A 23,369-nucleotide genomic window follows, 5' to 3' on the forward strand; every position below is an offset into this window, starting at 1 on the left:
TTCACGCCCGTGAGCGGCTGCTGCACCATTGGGCGGGGCGACATCGTGAAGGCCGGCGTGGCGGCCGGCCGCCGGGAGTGCGGGACGTTCTGGGCGGCCGGGCCTCGACCGTCGCGTCCCGGCGGCGCACGGCTCTCCCCGCTGCCGCAAACGGGCCTGGCGCAAGCGGCGCACCGGGCGGTGCGGATGTGAACCGCGCAACCGGCGGGCACAGGGTCGCTTTGCGCGCCGGGGGCCACACGCCCTCTGACAGCCTCCGGCCGCCGATGGCGTGAAATGACGGACTGTCAGGGCAAGTTGGCGGCACGGCAGGGTGCCACACCGGGGCCCGTGGGGGTGGTGTCCGGATGCCCGAGATGATCGGCCATGTGATTCGGGAACGCCGACGAGCAGCCCCACGATCAGAGGACGGTGTGGCCCGAGCCGCGGTTCTGTCCACCCGGGCCGGTCCGCGGCCGGGATCAGCTGATCAGGGCACGAGTACGATGCGCCCGCGCAGGCCGCGCGAGGCCAGGGCGTCGTGGGCCGCGGCGGCTTCCGCGAACGGCATCGTCCGGTCCACCCGCAGGGTGAGACCGCCGATGTCCGCGAGCGCAGCCAGCTCGGCGAGCCGCACCGCGTCGCTGTGTACCTGGATCTGCGAGATCCGGATCCCGCGCTCCGCTCCTGGACCCGCGCCGCGAACGCTGACGAACGCGCCGCCGTCTCGCACTGCACCGATCACCGGCCCGCCCAAGGCGGCTGCATCGATCAGCCCGTCGACTCCGCCGGGAACGGCTGTGCGGATCGCGGCGGTGGGGTCCTTGGAGCGCGGAACGAAGATGTCGGCCCCGAACTTGCGCACGAGCTCCTCGTCCTGCGGCCCGGCGACGGCGACGGCCCGCAGACCGCGCGCGACCGCCAGTTCGACAAGGTAGCCGCCCACGGCGCCTGCCGCACCGGTGATCGCCACCGTAGCGCCGTCGGCCGCGCCGAGCAGGTCCAGGGCCTGCCAGGCAGTGAGTCCGTTCAGTGGGAGTGTCGCCGCCTCGATCGGACTTGCGTGCCGGGGTGCGGCGGCGACCGCCGTGACGGGCAGGACGACGTACTCGGCATGCGTGCCCGCCTGGGTGTCCGGCCAGTCGGACAGGCCGATCACGGCGTCGCCAACCGCGAAGCCACGGACACCGCCGCCCAGGGCGTCGATGGTGCCCGCGACATCGAGACCGGGAACGTAGTAGTCCTGTACGGGGACGCGCGAGGCCAGGGCGCCGGACCGGATCAGGGCGTCGGCGGGGTTCAACGCGGCCGCCGCGACCCGGATGCGGATCTGACCGTCACCTGGCTCAGGGGCTGGCACTTCGGCGACGCGGAGCACATCGGAGCCACCATATTCGGACACGATGACAGCACGCATCTTACGTCTTCTCTCTGAAGGTGCCCTGACCGGGCAGGTCCCGGCAGGCTGTCCCTGGAACCTGGACGACTGGCTTCCCATTTTGTCGGGGGCGGACCGAGGTCCAGGTTCGCAGGCCCAAGGCACACCGGCCGCAACGGCGGGCGTTCGTCTCGGGCAAGAAGCGACAGAACACTGAGGGTAGCTGGCTGGACCGCCAGATCACCCACATGCACCTGCTCGATCCCCAGCAAAAACATCTCCTGGCCGCCCTGGCCCGCGCCTGCCCCGACGCCCACCCCCACAGCATGCTGCTGACCCGCCCACCGGCCTGCGCGAGCGGGCCTTCAACCGCGGGCTGCGCGCGGCACGCCAGTACCACCAGCGCCTTGGGCACCTCGACATGCCCAAGGACCACACCGAAGAGGTTTTCGGCGACCAGGTCCACCTCGGGGCCTGGCTGGCTCGACGGCGCAGGGACAGCGCCCAGATGACGCCCCGACAGCAAGCCGGCCTGGCAGCTCTGGGCTTCGAGACGATGCCGGTCTTCCTGTCGTCCGCGCAGCCACTTCGTGAGACGGCTGCCTGAACCAGCGACCACGCTCCGCCGGGCGGGCGGACGTCAGTCTTTGCCCATGCCGGCCGAGAAGTACAAGACGCGCGAGCCGCGCTTGGACCGCCCCGCTCGCCCCTGCGCGACCAGCGCCTCCAGCGCGTGACGCATCGCAGGCTCCTTGATCCTCCGGCCCGGGTGCGCCCGGGCCGGTGCGGTGGCGACGTCGTGCGACGAGCAGGGCTCGCCCCGCCTTGTCAGCTCATCGGCCACCAGATTCCGAAGCGTCGGCGCCTTCTTTCCCGCTTCCGGTGCCCCGTCACCCCGGCCACCATCACCAGCAGCATCGTCGCCGGTGTGCGGCACGCCGTCGGACACAGGCGGAGCGGCAGGACTGCTGCCAGTTGTGGCTGCACCGTCCGGCCCCGGCTCCGGGCAGGCGGCGGGGGAGTGACCCGACAGGGCCTCCCGCATGCTCAGTAGCAGCGCGTGATTGCCCTTCAGGGTGTGCAGCTGATCCTGCAACGCGGTGATCTCCGCACGGACACGCTCGCGATCCTTTTCGACGAGCTCCAGGTCGGCATCGATCTTGGCCGCGTAGTCCGTTGTGAGGGTGAGAAGTTCCGAGACCGCTTCCACTATGACGTCCAGCCTCCCGCAGAAGTGCGCACTCCGGGGGACGCTAGCGTCCGCACGGCAATGCCCGGCCACTGAGAATGAAGAGGGACCGCTCTTTGCCCGACCATGCGCGCAACGTGGTCAGTTGTCGTCATTGTTCGACCGGTTCCATATTCCGACCGGGTCAGGCGGCGCCGAGTCCGGGGGTGTGTAGCTGCTGCGTGGTTCCGAACACCTCGTCGAATGCGAGGGAGCATCTCGTGGGCACCAGGTGGTAGGGGGAGCCTGAGCCTGCGGCGGGTTGCGGACCTGTGCGGCCCAGTATCAGGACGTCCAGGGGAGTGAGGACGTCGAGGTTGTCGAAGACGCAGCAGATCGGCAGCTGCGTCCATGCGGCGAGCTGGAGGTGCGCCATGACGGCGGCCCGTTGCACCGCATGGCGATGGGTGATGCGGCTGGTCATGCGGCTCTTGCAGTCGATCAGAAACACCTGCCGGTCCTTGGCGGCCACCAGATCGGGTGTCCACCGCAGCGAACTCTCGGTGCCCCGCAGGGCGAGTCGCACCGCTTCGGTCAGCACGCCCTGGCCCCAGGGGCTGACGTCCCATCCGCGCAGGGCGAGTTCCTCAGCGACACGTTTTTCGTGCGCGTCGCCCACGGCCTTCCTTTGCTGAAAGCTCGGCATACCGGCAAGTGTTGCTCTCCTCCTCAAGGTCGAAACAACCCGGTGCCCCGTCTCGGACACTCCTGGCCAGGGGTGTTGGCGGTCGTTGTCGTTCATTGGCGTTCATGGGTGTCCGTCGGTGTCTCCCTGCGTCTCATGGCGTCTCACTCTGCCTCGAAACAACATGACCGGATCTGACTCCTGCCGCCGTGGGCCGGGAGCTGCGGCCCACCTGCCGTGCGTCTCTCATCTCACCGTGGCGGGACGCGGCTTCAACGTGCTGCCTTCCGCGCCGTTTCGAAGGGAGGTGAGGGCTGCCAGGTGATCACCTTCCTGGCGTGGCGTTGCTCGGTGCGCTGCGTTCGGGCAGGCGCCAGCAGATCTCGTCGTGTTCCCTGAGGTGCTGCCAGGCGGCCAGGAGACGGCAGCGGACCAGTTGGTCGAGGAGATCCTCCACCTGCTGCGGGGAGTGACCGCCGAGCCGGGCAAGGACGTCGACTTCCGCGCTTTTGAAGCCGTCGGACGTGTGGGCTGCCAGGACCAGAGCGGTGAGCTGCACCGCGGGGGACATCCCGCGCGGCGCGACCAGCGGGACGGGGCGCAGGGCCCAGTGGGATGCGCGGGCGCGGACGCGACGACCGGATGTCTGGGTCTGCATGTCCGCATCGAGCAGATGCGCTTCCACGTGGGCACGTCGCGGGAGGGAACAGCGCAGCCACCCGGCATGTTCCAGCTCGGCCCAGAGCTCGGCACGGCCGTGCAGCCGCATGCTGCGCAGAAGACCGCTGGGGAGCCGGACGCGGCCTCGGCCGTCGGCGCGCAGGGCGCACTGCAGGGCCAGCAGCCGGGCGGCGGAGGAGGAGAAGCGGGGCAGCGCCACCCCGAGGTAGGTGAGCATTTCCCGGACACGCTGCCGCTCGCCCGGTCCGTGCGGGGGACGAGTGCGCCTGGCGGCTGCACCGGCCGGCCGCGGGAGTGCGGAGGCCGGCAGGGTGTCGGGTACGACGGCGGTGTTGGTGGCGGCCGCGCAGGCGGCGCATGCGTCCGCCAGGCGCCACAAGCGTCCGCTGCGGTCGCAGGTCAGCGCCAGGAGAACGGGGCCGGCGCAGCCGCGGTGGCGCGGGTGCCAGGAGCAGTTGCGGGCCCGGCACTGGCAGGTCCGCAAGTGCCCGGGCAGCACATCGCGCCGGGCGTGGCGGGCCAGGTGCGTCAGGGCGACGGAGCGGGCTGAGGCGGCCTGCAGCCGGTAGCCGTGCAGTGTGCATTGAGGGCAGGTCAGCACCGGCCCGCCCGGCTGCGGGTGCAGCTGAACCGTCCAGATGCGCTGCACCGTCTCGTGCGTGGAGAGCCTCATCGGGCTCGCTGTCCTCCGACCTGCGGGCCGTCGAACGGCGCATCCGCCTTTGGCGTTCCGGCTAACGCGGGGCCTGTGCCATACCTCCGTGCTGGACGCGCTGGAGGACGTCCGCATGGAGCGCGGCCAGCCCGCCCGGCGGCAGGGGCACGGGGCTGACGGTGAGGGGGTATCACTCCTCGCCTCTCGCTGCCGCATCGCGATCTGGGCGCGTTCGTCGGGCCGGAGGCGGGTGGCGATGGTGAGGTCGCCGGCGATGACGCCGACGTCGTCACCAGGCCGGCCACGGACGAAGCCCGACAGCCTTGCGGCCGACAAGGGATACAGCAACCTGACGTACGTGTGGCGGCGACGCAGAACATGGTGGCGCTCGCCCTCGGGGGTGAGGATCGGCGCGATCACGCTTGCACCGGCCGCCCAGCGGGGGAGAACAGTGTTCACGAGGGCCCGCTCTTCGGCCGATCAGACTCCGAAATGGATGAACGGTGCCCAGGCCAGTGGCCCCAGTTCGATGCCCTGGTCGGAACTGCGGAGTTCGCGGACAGCCTCATGCAGGGCCTTCGCCGGGCCGGCCGCGAGGTTTGCGTATACGGATCGGGAGACGGAGGCGGTGAGGTCGTCGTAGACCTCCCACAGGGTGCCGATGACGTGCGGGAAGCCGGCGAGTTGGAAGGCGGAGGCCATGTGGAGGGCTTCGTCAGCGAAACGGTGCCCTGTCAGCGCGGTTTCGCAGGCGGCGAGGAACGCCAGCCGGGCCGCACTGAGGTCGGTGCGGGCGACGGAGACGAACGGCAACTTTTTACCCTTGGCGAGGTGCAGCGCGCTCGCGACCGGGTCGGACGGGTCGGTGGTGCCGTGGCAGGCGAAGTGCACCACTGCCCGGCCCGCCAGCGCATCCAGTACTTCCCGGGGCCCGGCCTGGGACTCGGTCAGTTGCAGTGCCCCGGGCGCTTCGAACAGTGGTGCCGGGACGGTCACCGGGCCCATCCGACCCGACCGGCCCGGCGCCACGAGGAGAGCCGGGCCGACTGGTTCGGTGGGCCGGGACAGATCCCGTTCGAGTGTGCGCAGGGTTGCCGCGTAAGAGGAGACGAACAGGCCGAGCAGCGTGTCGTGCACCACGTCCGGGCTTGTGCTGTGGAGCCCGGCGGCGTGCAGGGGGAGTAGGCACAGAGGGCCGGAGGGCACCCAATACACGCGTTCCGGCAGTTGTGATGTTAGCCGTTCGAGTCCCTGCAGCACGGGCGCAGCGAGGCTTTCCCACAACCAGCCGGTGACCTCCTGAAAGACGGTGACAGACTCATCGGTACGGGCCTTGGCTGCAATGTGAAGCCGCCGGGAGTACGTCTCAGCGGCATCGGGGGCCATGCCGGGAAGCGGTACGACCTCGATGCCCTTGGCGGTGAGGATCAGCGCGTCGCTGCGCAGCGCGGTCGTGCTGAGCGCGACTGCTGCACCCGAGCCAAGCCTGCGCGCCAGCGCTTCGATGTCGATGCCTGCGGGCGCGAGTTTGGATGCGTGCGCGGCAAGGATCCGGCCTGCTGCCTGCCGGTGCTCCCGAGGGTCGGAATACCCCTGCTGGTCCGGCCCGGCGGACGGTGCGGGGGACGTGAAGGGACCGGCGGCGAGTGACGAGGTTGTGGCTTCTGCCGCCTGATCGGAGCGAAACGAGGACCACACTGCCTCCCGGTACAGCTTGAGGTCTTGCTCAGGTAGGCCTGCAGCCCGTGAGGCCAGGCCCCAGACCGGGGCCAGCAACAGGCCCCTGCCCCGGTCGAGGACGGCAAGGGCCTCCTCGGGCCGACCGGCGGACAGGTGCGCGGCGCAGGCGTTCACGGCCAGGCCGCCGAACTGCTCGATGTGGTCGATACGGCTGTACCAGCCGAGCAGCGTTGGCTCGGTCATGGCCTCCAGCAGTTCCACCGCAAGGCCCAGGAGTTCGCTTGCCGTGTCATGGCGGCCGGAGCGTTGGGCGAGAAGGCCGCCGAGGTTGGCTGCGGTGGCGCGGCGCAGCAGCGAACCGGTCTCGTGGCGGGCGGCGAAGGCGTACGACAGCAGTGCGCTGTCGAGATCTTCCTCCTGTGCGGTACGGCGGAACACTGAGCTGTACAACTGGCCCCGGAGCAGGGTGACTGTGGCGATGGCGGGGTGGTCGATCGGCAGCTCGCACAGGGCGCGGGCGAGGCTGCTCTCGGCCAGGGTGAGCGCGGCGCCGGCGAACAGGTCCGGGGTCCGCTGGTAGGCCAGGACGCGCAGGTCGCAAAGGGTCAGCAGGGGACCGGACGCGGCGGCCTGTGAGCCTGCCGCGGCCACCGCCTGTTCGGCCCGGCGGGTCGCCTTGCGGAGGTCGGCCGTTCGCAGCGTGTCGTATTGGTAGCGGTTCTGGAGCGCTTCAGCGAGTTTGCCCAGGTAGAGCGCTCGGCCGGGCGCTGTGAGGGGAAGCAGTCGTACCGCGCCCTGAAGGTCGGCGACGGCCCTGTCCAGGTGTGCCTCGGCGCCCTCCCGGGTGCCCTCCGCCGACCGGGCGGTGGCGAGGTAGCGGCGCGTGGCGACACTGCCTCGGGCCATGAGGTAGATCGGCCGGGCCGTGTTCCCCTCCGGTACGAGGGCCAGGGCGCGGCTCACGCTCCGCTCGGCTTCGGCCAAGTCCTCGCGATCACGGCGTGCGTCGAAGCGCAGGCACAGCGCATTGCTCAGATGAAGGTATGGGGCGCCCGGCCCGAGGACGTCCGGGCTTCCGGCGGGTCCCAGTCGCTCGGCGGCCGCCGCCGCTCGGCGGGCGCGTTCCACAAGGGCGTCCGCCGTGTCCCGCTGACCGTGGGCCAGGCCGCCCATCTCTACGGCGACTTGCTCGGCGTGGGCGGACTGGGCCACTGCCAGCGCATACTCGTGGGACCCCTCGGGCAGTAGGGCCATGGCCTCGCGCAGACGCCGAGCAGCGGCGTCGGCGAGGACGGCATTGCCCTGGTGGCGAGCCCGGGCGGACTCGGTGACACCGAGGTGGGTCAGGTACACGCCGCGTCTGGCCTCCGGTGCCCCAGCCGGCAGGGCGCGCAATGCGCCTGACACCAGCTCCACAATGTCGTGCAGGTACGAGGCCTCGCCGGTCGCCTCGTGGCGGGCCAGCAGGACCGCCGCCAGGGCGTCCACCGCAGGGGCCCGCAGCTCCTCGGGGGTGGCGGGGCTCTCGGCGACCTCGCGCAATCGCTGACGCGCCTTCACGAGGATGCCCGTGCCGGTGTGGCCCCGCTGATGGCCGACCAGGCCGAGGAAGCCGTACAGCCACTGCGCCACGGCGAGCTGCTCGCGGGTGCCGCTGAATCGGGCGGCCGCCTCAGCTGTGCGGGCCGCGAGCCGGGCCAAGCGGAAAGCCCTGTGGCTCCCGTTCTCCAGGTACTTCGCCCCGATCGACTGCGCGGCATCCAGTAACTCGTTCACCTCTGACATGTGGCCCCCTGCCTGCGCATCCCGCACATGCGCGGGATGCGAGCGCGGTTGCGCGGACTCGGCCCGGGTAGGCATCTCCGCGTCGCGTCGGTGTACCTTTCCGCGACCCTGTTCCGGCATGCCGAATCTACGTACAGGACACGCACGTTGGAGGACGAGTGAGCATATCCGCCGAGCAGCGGAAGCGGGCCCTGCGGCTCGTGCGCGCCATCGCGGGGGGAATGGAACCTGGACGACGGCGTGCCAGCACCTTTGCCGACGGCGCTGCGGGACTTGGAAGGGGCCAGCGCCACCGGTGATCCGGCAGCCTTCGACACCGCGCTGCGCCGGGTCGCCCTGGCCCGGCCGACCCTCGCCGACGGCACCCTGCCGGATGAGTCGGAGACTTATGGGAAGGAAGCGGTGCTGATCGTCCTGGCCCGGTTGGAGAGCACGCTCGACGCAGCACCGCCGCCGGCCCCGCACGCAGCGCCGGGCGGAGGCACAGGGACGCCGTGAACTGTCCGCAGGAGCAGCCGCTGCGCCAGGCGCTCGTCGCCCGGCTGTTCCTCACTGACGCAGCCCTGGTGGCGGGAACCCCGGCCAGCTCCATGCTGCGGCGATGGTGGCAGGCGGCGCAGGCGCTGGGGATGGTTGATGCGGTGGGCGGGCGGCCCGACCGACTTCCTGAGCCCGTGCCGGCCCGTCCCGGCCGGGTGGAGCTGCGGCCGCGTGTGCTGGCAGCGGTCCAGCGTTCCGCTGGCGGGGCGTACGAGATGCTTGTGGTGACCGCTGTACACGACATGGTGGTCGCGGCGGTACTGCTCGCGCCCAACGACGACCGCTCCGACTGGGCGGGGCTGGCCCTGCGGTGGTGGGGGGCGGCTGGGTACCCCGGGCCGGCGGTACCGGGACTGCTGGGCAGCGCCGAGCAGTTGCTCGGCGAACTGCCGTCCGTCGAGGCCGGGCTTGCCCCAGAGGCACTGGCCGGGTGGCTGGCACCGACAGTCCCGGGGCCAGGACCGCAGGGCCCGCCCCTACAGGCTGGCGCAGTCCACGTGTGGGAACTGCCTGTGGGGCCCGGTTGGTGGGCGGGACACCACCGGCTGCTGACGGTGTCCGCCGAAGCAGACGCGGCCGAGTTGAGCCGGTGGTCCTGGCAGGGCACACAGGCCGGAGCACCCCCGGCAACCGTTCACCTGCTGGTGGCCGCGCGGATCCGGCACCAGAGCGGCGAATTGCGCGACGAGGTGCCCGCGTTGTGGGAGCTTGTCGACCGGGTGGGGCAGGCGTGCGAGGCGGTGGGAGTGGCGGCTGCCGCCGGGTCGGCAGCCGCCGGAGACCGACTGATGCGCCTCGAGAACGTCCTTGGCGCGCTGGAGACGGTCCGCCAAGAAGCGGCGGCCGAAGGACAGCGCCTGCGCAGGAGGGAGTCGGACCTCGCGGCAGCCGAGGAGACGCTGCATCTGCTGGGTGAGGAGAGTACCGGTCTCGCCACCCCGGAACTGCGGCTGGTCAGGTGGGCACGGGCTCAGATCCGTACCGTCGCCGAGGCACTGTCGCTGGCGGACGAACGGGCCGAAGCGGCAGCACGGCGTGGATCAACCGCCGCGGACCGGCTGACTCAGGCCCGGCGAGACCGGCTGACGCTCAGCCAGACCTCGGTGCTGGGCTCTCTGCTGCTCGCCCTGGCCGCGATCCAGAGTCTTGGCTACAAGGTGCCTCTGCCGAAGCCGGTGCAGCCGGGACTGATCGCCTTCCTGGCATCACTGGCGTTGATCCTGCCGTGGCTGGCGCAGCCGCGCCAAGAGGCTCTACTGCTCCGGTCGTTCGGGCGCTGCTTCGACCTGCTGCTCTTCGCCGTGTCCGGGGCATGCGCCGGTTGGTTCCTGGGCTCGTCGGCGGCTTGGCTGCTCGACTGGCCTCTGCCGACCCCGGCGGTCGCCGCGGTCGCCGCCGCTCTGTCTGCCGCCGCCCGCGCGACGGCTTTCCACCGCCGTCGCTGACCCGCGCGCGGCGGAGCTGGCCGGGAAGCGCTCGTGCCCGCCTCAACAGTGGGAACGCCCGTGCCGGGCAGCCGCACGCTGCGACAGCATGCTGCAGCGCCCGGTTGCACGTGAGACCGTTCCACGCTTACTGATCTTTTCGTAAGTTCGGTGGGTGTGGTGGCCGTGTGGGTGGCATATCAACCTTCCCCTTCGGGTGCCGGCTCCTCCCTTCCTCCTTTGTCGCGGCCTCAGTGGGCGGAGGCGCGTCGTGTTCGGGCAGTCGAGTTGATTGGAGGGCGGCGTCTCGAATGCGGAGATCGCGAGGGCGGTGGGGGTGTGTGCCGAGAGTGTGCGGCGTTGGAGCGGCGGGGGTGGGAGCAAGACGGTGCTTCGGGCCTGCGGAGACGGGCAGCCACCGGACGCCCACCCAAGCTGGACGACACCCAGGTCGAGATGGTCCGGGCTGCGTTGGAGCAAGGTGCCCAGGCTCATGGTTTCGAGGCCGACCTGTGGACCCTGGAACGAGTCGGCGCGGTCGTCACCCGGGCAACGGGGGTGGTGTTGTCGAGGGCGTCGGTGGGGCCTTCCCCCGTGAAGGTGGGCACGCGGTCATTGCTCACGCGGCGAGCGTGAGTTTAGCGGTGTGGTGCCGGCGTTCGTATTCGTTGGGGCTGAGGTGGCCGTTGGCGGAATGCCGGCGGCGGGTGTTGTAGCGTGGTCAGCCAGGCGAAGACGGTCCTACGGCAGGTGTCGGCGTCGCCGTAGTCGTGGGCGCCCCGGAGGGTCTCGCGTTTCAGGGAGGCGTGGAAGCTTTCGCAGGCCGCGTTGTCGGCGCTGGTGCCGACCGCGCCCATCGACCGGGTGAGGCCGAGCTGGTCGCAGAGGCCGGCGAAGGCCCGGGAGCCGTACTGGGCCCCGTGGTCGGAGTGGAACACGGCGCCGTCCAGGCCGCCACGGGTCGAGGCCGCCATCCGCAGTGCGTCGGCGACCAGACTGGTGCGCATGTGGTCGGCGATGGACCAGCCGACGACCTTGCGGCTGACGCAGTCCAGCACGGTCGCGAGATAGAGGAACTCCCCGTTTTCCAGGGGGAGATAAGTGATGTCGCCCATGTATTTGCGCCCCGGTTCGGTGGCGGTGAAGTCCCGTTGGAACAGGTCCGGGACCGGTGAGGTGGCCGGGTCCGGGATCGTGGTGCGCACGCGTGTGCGCAGGCGGATGCCGGTGATGGAGAACGTCCGCATGATCCGGGCGACCCGTTTTTCGTTGACCCGCCGCCCTTTCTCACGGAGCTCGGCCGTCACTCGCGGGGAGCCGTAGGCGCCGCCGGACTCTGCGTGGACCTTGCGGATCTCCTCGGCCAGGATCCGGTCCTGGTGCTGCCGGGTGGCCCGGGCCTCGGCGCCGGCGAGCCACTTGTAGTAGCTGGACCGGTTCACGTCCAGGACCTGGCAGAGCCGCTTCACCTCGTCGGTGTCCCGGTGGTCGTCAACGAACTGGAAGCGGCTCCTCACCAGTTCGTCTCTCCGGCGAAATACTTGGCCGCCTCGCGGAGGATGTCCCGCTCGGTGGCGAGCTTGCGCTCATTTGCCTCGAGCTCGGCCACCCGGGCCTCCAGCTGCCGGACCCGCTCGTGCGGATCAGCGGACGGCACCGCCTTCCGAGGCGGGGCGGCCAGCTGCGCAGCCGCGGCGGTGATGCCACGGCGTTCGCGGTCCCGCAGCACCCACTCCCGCAGGGTCGCCCGGTTGACGCCCAGGTCAGCGGCGATGCTCTTGTAGGTCGCCCCGGGTGTGGACTCGTACAGGGCCACGGCATCGGCCTTGAACTCGTCCGAGTAGTCCTTCATCGCCATCGGCGGTCTTCTCGCTTCCTCCGGATCAAGCAGATCCAGTATCAGCGTGTCCACCACTCAGGGGGAGGCCCCTTGCACGCGGTTCATGCTGGTCAGAGCGCTGACTCAGACGGTGGAAGCGCGGTGACGTGTGTGCGTTGAACCTGCCTTGTTCAGGGTGTCGGGTGGGTGGTGTGGGTGCGTCGGTGGTGGTCGTAGTCCAGGGTGTGTTCTTCGGCCCAGTTCTGCAGGTGTTGCAGTGCGGGGGTGGCGTCGCGGGCGAGGTCGGTCAGGGCGTACTGCACCGTCGGTGGGCGCCCGGTGTGAACGGTGCGGGTGATCAGTCCGCCGGTTTCGAGGTCGCGCAGGGTCTGCGCGAGCATTTTGTCGCTGACGCCGCCGGCCCGACGGCGCAGCTCGGACCAGCGTTGCGGGCCGTTCATGAGGTCGACCAGGACCAGGGCGGCCCACCGGGCGGTGACGAGGTCGAACAGCTGCCTGCCGGGGCAGGCGGGATTACGGACGTTGCCTCGCGTGCTTTCCTGCACGTGCTCACCTCACCTGAAGGTATGTACTTCCCTCTAGAAAGTAACTCGGTCAGAGTGAGGGGACCAACCCCTGATCGTCAAGGAGTAACCCGTGGCAACCGACGGCGCCGTGACCCGTGACGCGAACACCGTGACGGTGCTCGGCGGCCCCACCGCGCTGATCCGCCTGGCCGGCTGGACGCTGCTGACAGACCCGACCTTCGACGCCGCCGGCACCGAGTACCAGGACGGCCCGGTCCCGGTGCGCAAGACCGCCGACCCGGCACTGAAGCCCGGGGAACTGCCCGCTCTCGACGCGGTCCTGGTCAGCCACACCGGGCATCTGGACAACCTCGACACCGCCGGGCGTGCGGTGGCCTCCGGCGCCTCGCAGGTGTTCACCACCGTCGCCGGCGCCACCGATCTCGGGGGTGCGGCCGTCGGCCTGGAGCCCTGGCAGACCCGGACCCTGTCGATGCCGGGCCGCACGCCGCTGAACATCACCGCGGTTCCCGCCCGCCACGGCCCCCTCGGCACCGAGGAACTCACCGGCCCGGTCACCGGCTTCCTCCTGCACACCGACGACGGCTCCACGCCGAGCGTGTATGTCTCCGGTGACACCGTTGACCTGGACGCGATCAGCGCCCTGGCCAGCCGGTACCGCATCGACGTGGCGCTGCTACACCTGGGCGCGGCCGGCTTCGAGGCATTCGGTGACGTACGGCTGTCGCTGACCGCGGTCCAGGCCGTCGAGGCCCGCCGCCTGCTCGGCGACCCCCTTGTGGTCGCCGTGCACGCCGAGGGCTGGGCCCACTACACCGAAGACCGCAGTCACGTCCAGCACACCTTCGACGCCGCCGGCGCCCCGCTGCACTGGCCCACCCCGGGTGAACCCGTCACCCTGCCCGACCCCCACACCCTCTGACACCTCAACGCCGCCGCCGACACACCGGCCGCCTCCCATGCCGCCGCAGACGCGGGAGCTGCCGCGGTTACCGCACTGCATGAGGGCCTCGCCCCCCGTGCCGGACAGGATCATCGGCGCGCACGACAGCGCCCAGCAGCTTTCCGGGGCTGACGCCGTCCGTCACCGGTCAATGGCTCACATGGATCGGCCGGTAGCCGACCTGCCCGTCCGCAACGAAGAAGCGAAGAGAGAAGGAAAGAATATGAAGCCGGAAGTCGTGCACGAGCGCTTCGCCCAGTACCTCAAGGACCGGGACCTCGACGGACTGGGTTCCCTGTTCGACGAAGACGCCATGTTCGTGCCGGGACCGGGACAGGAGCCGGTCTACGGCAGGGAAAGCATCAAGGAAGCGCTCAAGCCCTACCTCGCCTCGCCCAGCACCATGGAGGTCGTGGCCACGTCGGTCCATCAGAACGGCGACCTGGCGATGGTCCAGCCGTCCTGGCGGATCACGAGCGAGAGCGGCATCGTGGAGGGGAAGGCGGTCGAGGTGATGAGGAGGACGGCCGAGGGGGACTGGGTCTACATCATCGACAACCCCTACGGCGTCTGATTCTCGTCATCCCGGCATCACCGTCGGGCGACGGAACCTTCTCAAGGCAGCGGCGGCCGCATCGACTTTCACGATGCGGCCGCCGCTTGCTGTGTCAACGGCTGATCTTGGTTGTTGAGGTTCAGTTGTTGGCCGGGGTGAGCCGGCCCTCGAAGGCGATCTGGAACGCGTTGGGGGGTGCCTTCCAGCGCATGGTCCACCTCTTGCGGCCCTGGCCCGTCGGGTCGAGGCTCATCAACGCCATGTAGACGCGCTTGAGGGCGGCGGCTTCGTTGGGGAAGTGGCCGCGGGCCCGGACGGCCTTGCGTATGCGGGCGTTGACGCTCTCGATGGCGTTCGTCGAGCAGATGACCTTGCGAATCTCGACGTCGAAGGAAAGGAAGGGCACGAACTCTGCCCAGGCGTTCTCCCAGAGCTTGATGATCGCCGGATACTTCCGGCCCCAGGCATCCTGGAACTCCCCGAACCGTTCCGCCGCGGCGTCCTCGCTCGGGGCGGTGTAGACGGGCTTGAGGGCTTTGGCGACCTTGTCCCAGTCCTGGCGGGCCGCGTAACGGAAGCTGTTGCGCAGGAGGTGAACCACACAGGTCTGAACAATCGTGCGAGGCCAGACGGTCTCCACCGCCTCCGGCAGGCCCTTGAGCCCGTCGCAGACCAGCATCAGCACGTCGTCCAGGGCTGCGGAGCCCCCTTTTCGGGCTCCGGCGGCGTGCTGGTGGGCCCGCACGACCGTGGAGTCGACCGACACCAGCCAGTCGATGTCCCCTGCCGCATCCGCCCGCGCCTGGGCGGCACGGAGCATCCGCTCGAAGGTGCCGTCCAGGGCCCAGCGACGGAAGCGGGTGTGCAGCGTGTGCCACGGACCGTACCGCTCGGGCACATCCCGCCAAGCGGTGCCGGTCCGAAACTTCCACACGATCCCGTTGAGCACGGTGCGGTCGTCCAACCGCTTCCGCCCCCGCAAGGACTCGGGCAGCAGCGGCCGGACGAACTCCCACTCAGCATCGGACAGTTCATGGCGACGTATCACCCAACCATGATCCACTACTCAAGATCATTTGAAGACACGGCCTAGGACTGCGCCCGCGTACGCGAAGGAAAATCACCCGCCCGGGTGCCGCTTCACGGCCGGGCCGGACTGCCGTGGTGGGGCGAGCACGGACCCGACCATGAACGTCTGGCGGTACTCACCCGGGCTGCCGCCGAACGGCCCGTACATGTCCAGCTCCCTGCCGACCACCACCCCGGGGTCGACCGTGTCGGGGCGCAGGCAGACACCGACCAGCACGATCTCTGCACCGGCCGGTGCGCCGTCGACGACCCGGGCGAGAACCTGGGCACTCGGTTATGGGGTCGAGTAGGGGTCTTGGCTGATCAGGTGGGCCTTCAGACCCTCTCCGACGCCGGGTTCCGGGGTGCCCGCCCAGTCCTTGATGAGCACGCCACCATTGCTGCAGCCCCAGGGGTTCCAGGTCCACGCGAGATAACTCATGTTGTGCGCGTCGGCCCAGTCCACCAACTGCTGCATGTAGTCGAAGCCGCAGTTGTCCTGGCCGAACTCACCGATGACGACCGGCACGTGCTGGGCGAGCGGCGCGACTTGGCTGTCCCAGCAGGACACTGTCGCACAGGCGTTGAAGCTGTACGAATGCCATGACGCGGCGATGTTGTTCAGCGGGTCGTTCGGCATGTGCGTCAGCCACTCGCGCATGTCGTTGGCCCACTCAAGGCCACCCAGCATGAGGACGTTGGTCGCGCCGGTGGCCCGGACCGCGTCGACCAGGTCCTGCATGCCGGCCGTCTCGTACGGGAGGCCCGTGCAGGTGCCGCCGTCGCGCCAGCACTGCCAGCCGACGGTCTTGTCCCAGCCGGCGGCGATCTCCGGGTACGGCTCGTTGAACAGATCGAGGACGACGGCGTCATTGCCCTTGAAGGCGTTGGCGACACCGGTCCAGAACTGGGGGGCGTACTGCGCGTCCGGCATGGGTTTCTGGCAGGTCGCGGTGGCGTCCTTGCAGTGCCAGTCCGGCCCGTTGGTATAGGCGCCCCGCGTCCAGTGCAGGTCGAGGATCGGGGTGATGCCATTGGCGACCAGCAGGTTGACGTAATCTTTGACGCCCTGCTGGTAAGCGGTCCCCTTGGGCGAGCCGTTGAGGCCGAGCCAGCATTCCTCGTTCAACGGCACACGTACCGCGTGGATGTTCCAGGTCTTCATCGCGTCGACGGAAGCCTGGTCGACCGGGCCGCCGTCCCACAGTCCCTTGCCCTGAACACAAGCGTATTCACCGCTGGAGCGGTCCACGCCCAGCAGCCGGTACGGCTTGCCGCTCGCGGTGACGATCTTGTTGCCGGAAACCTTCAGCTCCGGGGCCGGACCGCTGGGACCGCCGGTCGCAGTGGTGGTGGGGCTGGGGGTCGGGGATGTCACCGAGCCGGTACAGGTCACGCCGTTGAGCGCAACCGATGCGGGTTGCGGATTGGCGCCCTTCCACGCACCGTTGAACCCGATGGACGCCGACCCGCCCGTGTCCAGCGTCCCGTTCCAGTCGAGGTTGGTGGCGGACACGTGGGTTCCGGACTGTGCCCAGGTGGCACTCCAGCCGTTGGTGACCTTCTGGTCGGAGTTCGGGAAGTCGAACGTCGCGGTCCACCCTCGCACGGGGGAGCCGAGATTGGTGATGGCCAGGTCCGCGGTGAACCCTCCCGGCCATTCGCTCTGCACCTTGTACGCGACCGAGCAGCCGGTGGCGGCTGCCGATGCGGGCAGGGTGGCGATGGCAAGGCCACCCAGGATCAGTGCACCGGCGGCGCCGGTGGCTATTAAGGTGTGACGACGTTTCACCTGATCTCCTTGTTGCGTAAGGGATCGATGAGCTCGATACCCATCTGATCGACGGACGGGTGAGCCAGGGCCCAGGCCGAGGGCCTGCAGCTGACCGGTCCACCAGGCGGGTGCTGCGCGCCGTACGGATCAAGGAATCGACAACTGTCGCGCGTTCAGATCCTGTCGTCCCGGCACATTCCATGCGGGCGTCAGCAGCCGATCGGTGAGGAGCCCAGGGCCACGTCGTCGAACCAGAGAGTGTCGTCCCCGGTGCCGTAGCTCTCCCAGCCCAGGCGCAGGCCGGTGGGGCGGGGAGGGGTCCTGCGGGCGAGCCACTGCCCGTCGACGTTCTGGGTCGGCACCCCGTCCACGCGCAGTCCGGCGATCTCCTGGTCGTCGACCCAGGTGCGCATGGACTGGGCGGTGGTGTCGATCTGGTACCGCAGGCACAGCCACCGGCCGGTCGCCAGCGGGGTGCTGAGCGCGACACCCGCCGGGCTCTGTTCCGGCAGCGTCGCGTCGTCGCTCTCGCGGTTCCACTGCAGCGCGCCGTTCTGCCCGCCGACGCGCAGCGCCTTGCTGCCCTGTGGGGCGTCCGGCATGGACACGAAGGTGACGTGGTTGATGGGCAGGGCGGTGGTGTGCCGGACCCGCATCCGCACGTACACCACGGGCCCGACGGAGGACAGATCGCGGGTGGAGGCTGCGAAGACGTGGTTGCAGTAGCCGGCGCCGCCGTCGACGCGCAGCGACCTGGTGCCGCTGTAGGCGACGGACGTGTCGACGCTGACCTTCCCCGTTCCCTGGCAGTCGGGTGCCGTGGTCTGCCAGGCGCCCGAGGGCACGGTGCCGGCTTGGTCCTCGAAGTCGGAGCAGATCGTCGCCCCGGCTCCGGCGCATTCGGCCGGCGCCGTGGATGTCGCCGTCGGCGTCGGCGTCGGCGTGGGAGTCGCGGTTCCGCCGCACGGAGCGCCGTTGAGGGCAAAGGCGGTGGGGGCGGGGTCGGCGGTGCGCCAGGTGCCCTGGAGGCCGAAGTCCACGGACCCGCCGGTGGCGAGCACGGCATTGTGCGCGGCGTTCACGGCGGTCACCGCGCTGCCCAACTGGGTGACCTGCGCGTTCCAGGCGGACGTGACCTGCTGGTCGCCGCCGTAGGCCCATTCCAGCCGCCAGCCGTTCAGGGCGGCGCCGAGATTCGTGACGCGGATCTGGGCGGTGAAGCCGCCGGACCACTCGTTGGTGGTGTACGTGACCGTGCAGCCCGTCGCCGCGCCCTGTGCGCGTGACGTCGCGATGGCGGGAAGGGCAACCGCCACCACGGTCAGAACCAATGCCCACGCAGGCAGCCGGTGGCGGCGCGCGCGTAATGAAGTCATGGCCATGATCACTCTCTCGACGGGAGTCAGGACGCGGTGCAGAGGAGTGTGCCGAGGTCTCGGTCGTCGCCGTTGAGCGTCATTCCCCAGGTCGTCGACGCGCCCGGCGCCAGGGAGCCGTTGTAGGAGGCGTTGTGCACGGTGGTGGCGGGGCGGGACGGATCCACCATCGCGTTCCAGCGGTTCGCCACGGTCACACCGCCCGGCAGGGTGTGGTGCACCGACCAGCCGGTGACCGGCCGGGACCCGGTGTTGGTGACCGTGACGTCGGCCTGGTACCCGCCCTGCCATGAGCCGGTCAGCTTCCACTGCGCCGTGCAGGCGGTGTCGCCGGAGGGGCTCGGCGCGGGAGTGGGAGGCGGTGTCCCTCCAGAGGTGTCAGTGGTGTAGGGGACGGCGGTGTAGTCCTGCGAGCAGCCTCCCGCGCAGCTCGACGGCAGCGAGAAGGAGTACGTACGGCCGCCGCCCAGCCAGGCGTCGGCGGCGTCGCGGATCCGTATGGTGAAGTCGCTTCCGCCGGAGGCCGTCGCGCCGATGACATAGGACTGCCCCATGTCGCTGTTCATGGTGGCGTCGGTCCAGGTGCCGTTCGCCAGGTACTGGATGCCGTGGACGCCGTTGGGCAAATGGGAGACGGCGATGGCGGGCCAGTACCGCTGGGCTCCCCTGAGAAAGCCGATACGGATGTCGCCGCTGTAGTCCGGGGCCGGGACGAAGCTCCAGGAGACATGACGGTTGTTCCAGCGGTCCGGGTACATCGCCCCCACGGGGGTGCCGCCGATCCGGAAGCGGTTGAGGGAATCGGTCGCCAGGTCGAGGTGGTTCGGGTCGTCCCGGCACCAGGCGTTGGAATCGGCACAGCTGTCCGCGACGAGCATGGTCAGGGTGGCCCCGTTGTACTTGTCGGCCGCCCAGGAGCCGTTGCGGCAGAAGGGCTGGCCAGGGGCGCCGTCGTTGGTGCCGGAGCAGTAGTCCCCGATGGTGACCTTGACCCAGCGGCCGCAGTTGCGGCCGTTGTCGAAGGCACCCTTGATCGGTTCCCTTGAGTCCGGCACCGGGCGCGGGTAGGAGCCCGAGTAGTCGCCGGGTGTGTTGAACACGTTGAGCGCCACGAAGTCCTGGCTGTCCAGTTCGCGCTGCGGCAGACCACAGCCGCCGTAGGGGCTCCCGAGTCCGTCGAAGTGGGTCGCGTTGCCCAAGACCTCAGCAGCGGCGGCGCTCGCCACGGGCGGCTGGGCGGCCGCGGCCACGACGGGTAACGCGGCACAGCAAAGCGCTGCCAGCAACACAGCAATGCGCTTTCGGGCGGGCGAGCGGTGGATCGAAAGAAGCTGCATGGGGGGATCCGCCTTCTTCGTGACGGGGCGCCGTAACGTTCGTGTGGGACTCCTCTCGGAGTGAGCGCTGGAGCACCCCCACTGTGGGAGCGCTCCCACAGTCTCCGTATCCAGGACTGTAGAAGAGGGCCATGACCCTGACAAGGGGTCGCGTTCCCGTCGGAGTTTTCGCCGTGTCCGGGCTGGGGCGTGTGCCCGGCCCGGACAGGGGGTGGAATCAGTTTTTGGCACCCTCCCAGACCAGAGCCGAGTGCTGCGGGCCCGTCCGGCTCAACAGCTCCTCACGCGACTGGGCCCGCCCCCCACGTGCCCGACCCGGGGCGGTTCAGAGTGTGGTGCCGGTTTTTGCGCAGGGTGATTGGCGCGCCTATAGGTTTCCGGTGGCGGCGGCTGATCTTTTGGGGCTGGGTGTGACTGATTCCCAATGATGCTTGTCAACCAGTGAGCCGTAGGGTGCGGCTCATGGATTCGTTGATCACTGCCGTCCGCGAACAGGACGAGGCTGCCCGGTTTCTCGCCTGGCCGGGCGACTTCGACCTGGATCGAGGCGACCATGCCGAAGAGGTCCACCTCGCCTCGGGGGCTGCGCTAGAGGGTTTCGCCGGCGACGGCGCTGGGGGCACGTACTTCTTCTGCGGTGATGGTGGCGAGGAACGTCCCATCCTCTATGCCGACTCCGAAGGAGGTGCGGCTCTGGTTGCGATCGGCCTGCCCGAGCTCCTGCGGCTGCTGCTGGTTGCCCCTTGGTGGCGCGACTGCCAAGCGTTCACGGACGAGGAGAGTCAAGAGCTCTCGGCCGAGTACCTGGAGGACATGCCGGATCTCGTGGCCCGGAGAGACCGTGCCGCGGCGGCCCTGGGCCTCGACCTGCCGGCCCAGGCAGACGTCTTGGTCCGCTTGCGGGAGGTAGCTGTTCGGATGGGAGAAGACTTCGTCCTCATCTTCACGCCGGAGGGCCACTCCTACGAGCCTCTCATCAGGAACTGAGACATACCGCGGCAGCAAGCACACGCCGTCCCAGACAACAGGGATCAGCCCACCGCGAGACCGCGCTGAGGTGGTAGGACGTCGAAGGTTCGCTGGTCGCGGATGAGGGCCCACAGGACGTCGAGGCGTCGACGGGCAAGGGCGAGGATCGCCTGCTTGTGGCTCTTGCCCTCGGACCGTTTGCGGTCGTAGAAGGTCTTCGAGGTGGGACAAAAGAGAGCGGCGATTTGAGCGGAGAGATAGAAGACGCGCAGGAGCCGGCGGTGGTAGCGATGTGGCCGGCGCATGTTGCCACTGATGCGCCCTGAGTCCCGTGGGACCGGGGCGAGACCAGCGACTCCGGCGAGGCGTCCCGCACTCCCGAAGGCGTCCATGTCCGCTCCGGTGCAGGCGATGAACTCCGCCCCCAGCAACGGGCCATTCCGGGCATGCTGGCGATCACTTCCGCGTCGCCATGCTCACGGAAGCGGGCAGCGATCTTCAGGTCGATGCTGGAGATCTCCTCGTCCAGCGCCAGTACGGTCTTGGCCGCGGAATCAACCCGCCAACAAGGTAAGGAGCGCTGTAGTTGGCCTGTCCGGCCAGGCGGGCGCGCAGCTGGAGGCCCGGGCAGGAGAGTCTGGTCATCCAGGGGCCAGCCGTCGCTGGACTTCGGGTACCGGCTCGAATCCTTTGAGTTCCAGCTCCTCGACGGCGTCGCCCTCGAGCTTCGTGACGGTCTTGGATCAGTAGCCCCCGTGGTGGGCCAGTGCCATGGACACTCGGCAGTCGCTGGCCGGGAACCGCCATCCGTTCACGTGACCCTCTGGGACATCGGCTTCCAGAACGCGCGGGCCCCCTCGCACGCCGGGCCGGGGGCAGAGCGATGCCACCCCAGGGCTCCTGGAACTCCACGGCCCAGAAGCGCTCGCGCCGTCGTCCGACTGCGGAACCGGATCGGCCGATATCAGCGGCGCGATCCGGTCCCACAATCGCATCAGTGATCGCTTGCCGGACAGGTCCGTCCGATCAACTGACCACTCATTGAAGAGACACGCTCCAGACTCAGCTCTTGATGTCGACAACCTTCAGGTTGGTCGGGTAGCCGCCACCGCAGTTGAGCGTCGCCGCCTTCTCCACACCGCGGGTGCGGTAGCCGGGGTCTCCCTTGTAGGGGCCGTGCGTGCTGCCCGGACCGGCGCACATGGCCTGGACGTTCCAGGTGCCGCTGCCCGACGTGCAGAAGCCCACGGCCGTGTGGATGTCGGTGTGCGAGACGTACGCCGTGCAGCCGGACGGACCGCCGGGGGCGGCCTGGGCCGCCCCCGTGGCGCCGAGTATCATGCCTGCGGCCAGGAGGCCCGACGCCGACGTGGTGGTTACGAACTTCTTGAGTGTGCTGGTCATGCACCCTCCCCGTTTCGAACGGATCTTCTAACCTGCGCGAAGGTAGTCCAGTACGAGGATGGGCCGCGTCATGCCCAGGGATGACTAAGACAGGGCACCTGATGGTGTACAGCAGTCGCCGCTCGCCGCAACTGTGGCAGTCGACAACTGACGAACAGCCATCACTAACCAACTCCTTATGGTTTGGAGACGGTTGGCGAGTTCCTGGTCCAGCGAGCAACTACCCCCAGAGACGGGCGCAATCAGGAGTTCACCTCGCTGCGCGGGGAGTTGGACTGCGCCGGCACGGCAAGCGCGCTCCGGCAGGACTCCCGCCGCCCAGGCCCGGGACGGGCCCGGCCTGGCTCGCGTACCTGTGCGCCACCTGCGACGTGCGCCGCAAGGGCGGAGGCCCGGCGGAGCCCGGCGCTGGCCGCACGCCGGGCTCCGATGCGCCAGACTCCGACCCCTGCTCACCCGTGAGAACCGTGCTGCGTCGCCTGCGCGTGTCCTGGGGCGAGAGCGGTGGGTGCGGGACTGCGCCGCTGTCGCGGGCGCATGAAGGCGGTGGGGGCCGCCGTGGCGAGAGCAATGCTTATGACTTGTGGATCGGCCTCGGGTGGGACGCGAAGGGCGTACCTTCCCGAGTGATCGACTTCTGGTCATCGAGTAGGCCGACGTTGCACCGTCGGTCGGGAAGGCGCGCCCGTGCTGAGCGTAGTGAATGCCGATGGAACGACCGGGACCGGCTCCCTGATCGACGAGATCGTCCGTGAGGGCGCCCGGCGGATGCTTGCCGCGGCACTGGAAGCGGAAGTCAACCAGTACATAGCCGAGTTGGCTGCCGAGACCGATGAGGCGGGCCGACGGCTGGTGGTCCGCAACGGTCATCACCGCCCCAGGACCGTCGGCACTGCCGCCGGCCCGGTCGAGGTGCGTGCACCGCGAGTGAACGACCGCCGGCAAGCGCAAGCGGTTCTCCTCCAAGATCCTGCCGCCGTGGTGCCGCAAGTCGCCGAAGATCTCCGAGGTGCTCCCGCTGCTCTACCTGCACGGACTGTCGTCCGGGGACTTCGTGCCCGCCCTGGAGCAGTTCCTCGGCTCGACGGCCGGTCTGTCGCCGGCGACGGTGACCCGGCTGACGCGGCAGTGGGCCGATGACCATGCCGCCTTCCAGGCCCGGGACCTGTCAGACCGCGACTTCGTCTACGTGTGGGCCGACGGCGTGCACCCCAAGGTCCGGCTCGGGCAGACGCACTCGTGCGTGCTGGTCCTGCTCGGTGTCCGCCTGGACGGCACCAAGGAACTGATCGCGCTGGCAGAGGGCCTGCGCGAGTCGACCGAGTCGTGGGCGGACCTGCTGCGCGACTGTCGCCGCCGCGGCATGCGCGACCCCGAGCTGGTTGTCGGCGACGGCGCGATGGGGCTGTGGAAGGCGTTGGCCGAGGTCTTTCCGGCCGCCCGTCATCAGCGGTGCTGGGTTCACAGAAGCCGTCAAGGATCAACCTGTTGCTTCGCGATCAGCGATTCGTTGGCCTGGTATGGCGATCACGGAGGAGATGCTGTCCCAACTCGACTGCCGTTTCGCGGTGGTGCTGCCGCATCTGAACGAACGGCAGCG

19 protein-coding genes and 5 pseudogenes are annotated in these 23,369 nt (G+C 69.5%); 9 read left to right on the forward strand and 15 right to left on the reverse strand.

The window, feature by feature from the left end; translation table 11 throughout:
* On the forward strand, positions 1–192 hold a 192-nt coding region (locus ACIBTS_RS47740; RefSeq protein WP_399328023.1), incomplete at its 5' end, for a hypothetical protein.
* Positions 193–469: 277 nt separating this feature from the next.
* Here ACIBTS_RS47740 and ACIBTS_RS47745 read toward each other — a convergent pair.
* Positions 470–1,381 carry an NADP-dependent oxidoreductase gene (locus ACIBTS_RS47745; RefSeq protein WP_399328026.1) on the reverse strand — a complete coding sequence of 304 codons (912 nt, stop codon included), beginning with the start codon at positions 1,379–1,381 and terminating at the stop codon, positions 470–472.
* 325 nt (positions 1,382–1,706) lie between these two features.
* On the opposite strand from ACIBTS_RS47745, the gene ACIBTS_RS47750 reads away from it, so the two are divergent.
* Positions 1,707–1,964, forward strand: a complete 258-nt coding sequence (locus tag ACIBTS_RS47750; RefSeq protein WP_399328057.1) for a helicase associated domain-containing protein — start codon at positions 1,707–1,709, stop codon at positions 1,962–1,964.
* Positions 1,965–1,997: 33 nt separating this feature from the next.
* Here ACIBTS_RS47750 and ACIBTS_RS47755 read toward each other — a convergent pair whose 3' ends face one another.
* The 4 genes from ACIBTS_RS47755 to ACIBTS_RS47770 all read right to left on the reverse strand — a co-directional run bounded on the left by ACIBTS_RS47755 (position 1,998) and on the right by ACIBTS_RS47770 (position 8,011).
* A complete protein-coding gene (locus ACIBTS_RS47755) occupies positions 1,998–2,567 on the reverse strand; it encodes a hypothetical protein (protein ID WP_399328028.1) in 570 nt (189 codons plus the stop codon).
* Between the two features lie 163 nt (positions 2,568–2,730).
* Positions 2,731–3,204, reverse strand: a complete 474-nt coding sequence (locus ACIBTS_RS47760) for a hypothetical protein (RefSeq protein ID WP_399328030.1) — start codon at positions 3,202–3,204, stop codon at positions 2,731–2,733.
* Positions 3,205–3,535: 331 nt separating this feature from the next.
* Positions 3,536–4,564, reverse strand: a complete 1,029-nt coding sequence (locus ACIBTS_RS47765; protein ID WP_399328032.1) for a hypothetical protein — start codon at positions 4,562–4,564, stop codon at positions 3,536–3,538.
* Between the two features lie 462 nt (positions 4,565–5,026).
* A complete protein-coding gene (locus ACIBTS_RS47770; protein WP_399328034.1) occupies positions 5,027–8,011 on the reverse strand; it encodes a CHAT domain-containing protein in 2,985 nt (994 codons plus the stop codon).
* A gap of 240 nt (positions 8,012–8,251) precedes the next feature.
* Here ACIBTS_RS47770 and ACIBTS_RS47775 point away from each other — a divergent pair, with 240 nt between their 5' ends.
* The 3 genes from ACIBTS_RS47775 to ACIBTS_RS47785 all read left to right on the forward strand — a co-directional run bounded on the left by ACIBTS_RS47775 (position 8,252) and on the right by ACIBTS_RS47785 (position 10,611).
* Positions 8,252–8,509, forward strand: coding sequence for a hypothetical protein (locus tag ACIBTS_RS47775; RefSeq protein WP_399328036.1), 258 nt, complete (start codon positions 8,252–8,254; stop codon positions 8,507–8,509).
* Positions 8,506–9,996, forward strand: a complete 1,491-nt coding sequence (locus tag ACIBTS_RS47780) for a CATRA conflict system CASPASE/TPR repeat-associated protein (RefSeq protein ID WP_399328038.1) — start codon at positions 8,506–8,508, stop codon at positions 9,994–9,996. The genes ACIBTS_RS47775 and ACIBTS_RS47780 overlap by 4 nt, the downstream gene beginning before the upstream one ends.
* A 318-nt stretch (positions 9,997–10,314) precedes the next feature.
* Positions 10,315–10,611, forward strand: coding sequence for a helix-turn-helix domain-containing protein (locus ACIBTS_RS47785; RefSeq protein ID WP_399328040.1), 297 nt, complete (start codon positions 10,315–10,317; stop codon positions 10,609–10,611).
* On the opposite strand, the pseudogene ACIBTS_RS47790 reads toward ACIBTS_RS47785, so the two are convergent.
* Together ACIBTS_RS47790 and ACIBTS_RS47795 are read right to left on the reverse strand one after the other, a co-directional pair.
* Positions 10,595–11,833 (reverse strand): annotated as a pseudogene (locus ACIBTS_RS47790) (IS3 family transposase). The gene ACIBTS_RS47785 and the pseudogene ACIBTS_RS47790 sit on opposite strands and share 17 nt — an antisense overlap.
* Positions 11,834–11,985: 152 nt before the next feature.
* Positions 11,986–12,360, reverse strand: coding sequence for a winged helix-turn-helix transcriptional regulator (locus ACIBTS_RS47795; RefSeq protein ID WP_399328041.1), 375 nt, complete (start codon positions 12,358–12,360; stop codon positions 11,986–11,988).
* 91 nt (positions 12,361–12,451) lie between these two features.
* Here ACIBTS_RS47795 and ACIBTS_RS47800 point away from each other — a divergent pair, with 91 nt between their 5' ends.
* Together ACIBTS_RS47800 and ACIBTS_RS47805 are read left to right on the forward strand one after the other, a co-directional pair.
* Positions 12,452–13,264 (forward strand): MBL fold metallo-hydrolase, encoded by an 813-nt coding sequence (locus ACIBTS_RS47800; protein ID WP_399328043.1) that lies wholly within the window; start codon positions 12,452–12,454, stop codon positions 13,262–13,264.
* 244 nt (positions 13,265–13,508) lie between these two features.
* The gene (locus ACIBTS_RS47805) at positions 13,509–13,859 is read left to right on the forward strand and encodes a YybH family protein (protein ID WP_399328045.1); all 351 of its coding nucleotides are present in this window, start codon (positions 13,509–13,511) and stop codon (positions 13,857–13,859) included.
* A 121-nt stretch (positions 13,860–13,980) separates the two neighbouring features.
* Here the strand turns inward: ACIBTS_RS47805 and ACIBTS_RS47810 are convergent.
* From ACIBTS_RS47810 to ACIBTS_RS47835, 6 genes and pseudogenes are all read right to left on the reverse strand, one after another.
* Positions 13,981–14,535, reverse strand: a pseudogene (locus ACIBTS_RS47810) (transposase); the annotation flags it as partial.
* A gap of 18 nt (positions 14,536–14,553) precedes the next feature.
* Positions 14,554–14,904 (reverse strand): annotated as a pseudogene (locus ACIBTS_RS47815) (IS5 family transposase); the annotation flags it as partial.
* A 57-nt stretch (positions 14,905–14,961) separates the two neighbouring features.
* Positions 14,962–15,147: a hypothetical protein gene (locus ACIBTS_RS47820; RefSeq protein WP_399328047.1), complete on the reverse strand. Its 186-nt coding sequence runs from the start codon at positions 15,145–15,147 to the stop codon at positions 14,962–14,964.
* A 57-nt stretch (positions 15,148–15,204) separates the two neighbouring features.
* Positions 15,205–16,701, reverse strand: coding sequence for a cellulase family glycosylhydrolase (locus tag ACIBTS_RS47825; protein WP_399328048.1), 1,497 nt, complete (start codon positions 16,699–16,701; stop codon positions 15,205–15,207).
* A 191-nt stretch (positions 16,702–16,892) separates the two neighbouring features.
* Positions 16,893–18,059: a cellulose-binding domain-containing protein gene (locus tag ACIBTS_RS47830; RefSeq protein WP_399328049.1), complete on the reverse strand. Its 1,167-nt coding sequence runs from the start codon at positions 18,057–18,059 to the stop codon at positions 16,893–16,895.
* Between the two features lie 26 nt (positions 18,060–18,085).
* Positions 18,086–19,309: a cellulose binding domain-containing protein gene (locus ACIBTS_RS47835; RefSeq protein WP_399328051.1), complete on the reverse strand. Its 1,224-nt coding sequence runs from the start codon at positions 19,307–19,309 to the stop codon at positions 18,086–18,088.
* A 549-nt stretch (positions 19,310–19,858) separates the two neighbouring features.
* Between ACIBTS_RS47835 and ACIBTS_RS47840 the strand changes: the two genes are divergently transcribed.
* Positions 19,859–20,383, forward strand: coding sequence for a hypothetical protein (locus ACIBTS_RS47840; protein WP_399328053.1), 525 nt, complete (start codon positions 19,859–19,861; stop codon positions 20,381–20,383).
* A 44-nt stretch (positions 20,384–20,427) separates the two neighbouring features.
* Here ACIBTS_RS47840 and ACIBTS_RS47845 read toward each other — a convergent pair.
* Positions 20,428–20,912: pseudogene (locus tag ACIBTS_RS47845) on the reverse strand (transposase); the annotation flags it as partial.
* Between the two features lie 515 nt (positions 20,913–21,427).
* The gene (locus ACIBTS_RS47850; RefSeq protein ID WP_399328055.1) at positions 21,428–21,769 is read right to left on the reverse strand and encodes a hypothetical protein; all 342 of its coding nucleotides are present in this window, start codon (positions 21,767–21,769) and stop codon (positions 21,428–21,430) included.
* Positions 21,770–22,456: 687 nt separating this feature from the next.
* Here ACIBTS_RS47850 and ACIBTS_RS47855 point away from each other — a divergent pair.
* Positions 22,457–23,237: pseudogene (locus tag ACIBTS_RS47855) on the forward strand (IS256 family transposase); the annotation flags it as partial.
* Positions 23,238–23,369: the final 132 nt, after the last annotated feature.

The organism is Streptomyces sp. NPDC050121, from assembly GCF_044460385.1.
Taxonomy (GTDB): Bacteria; Actinomycetota; Actinomycetes; order Streptomycetales; family Streptomycetaceae; genus Streptomyces; species Streptomyces soliscabiei.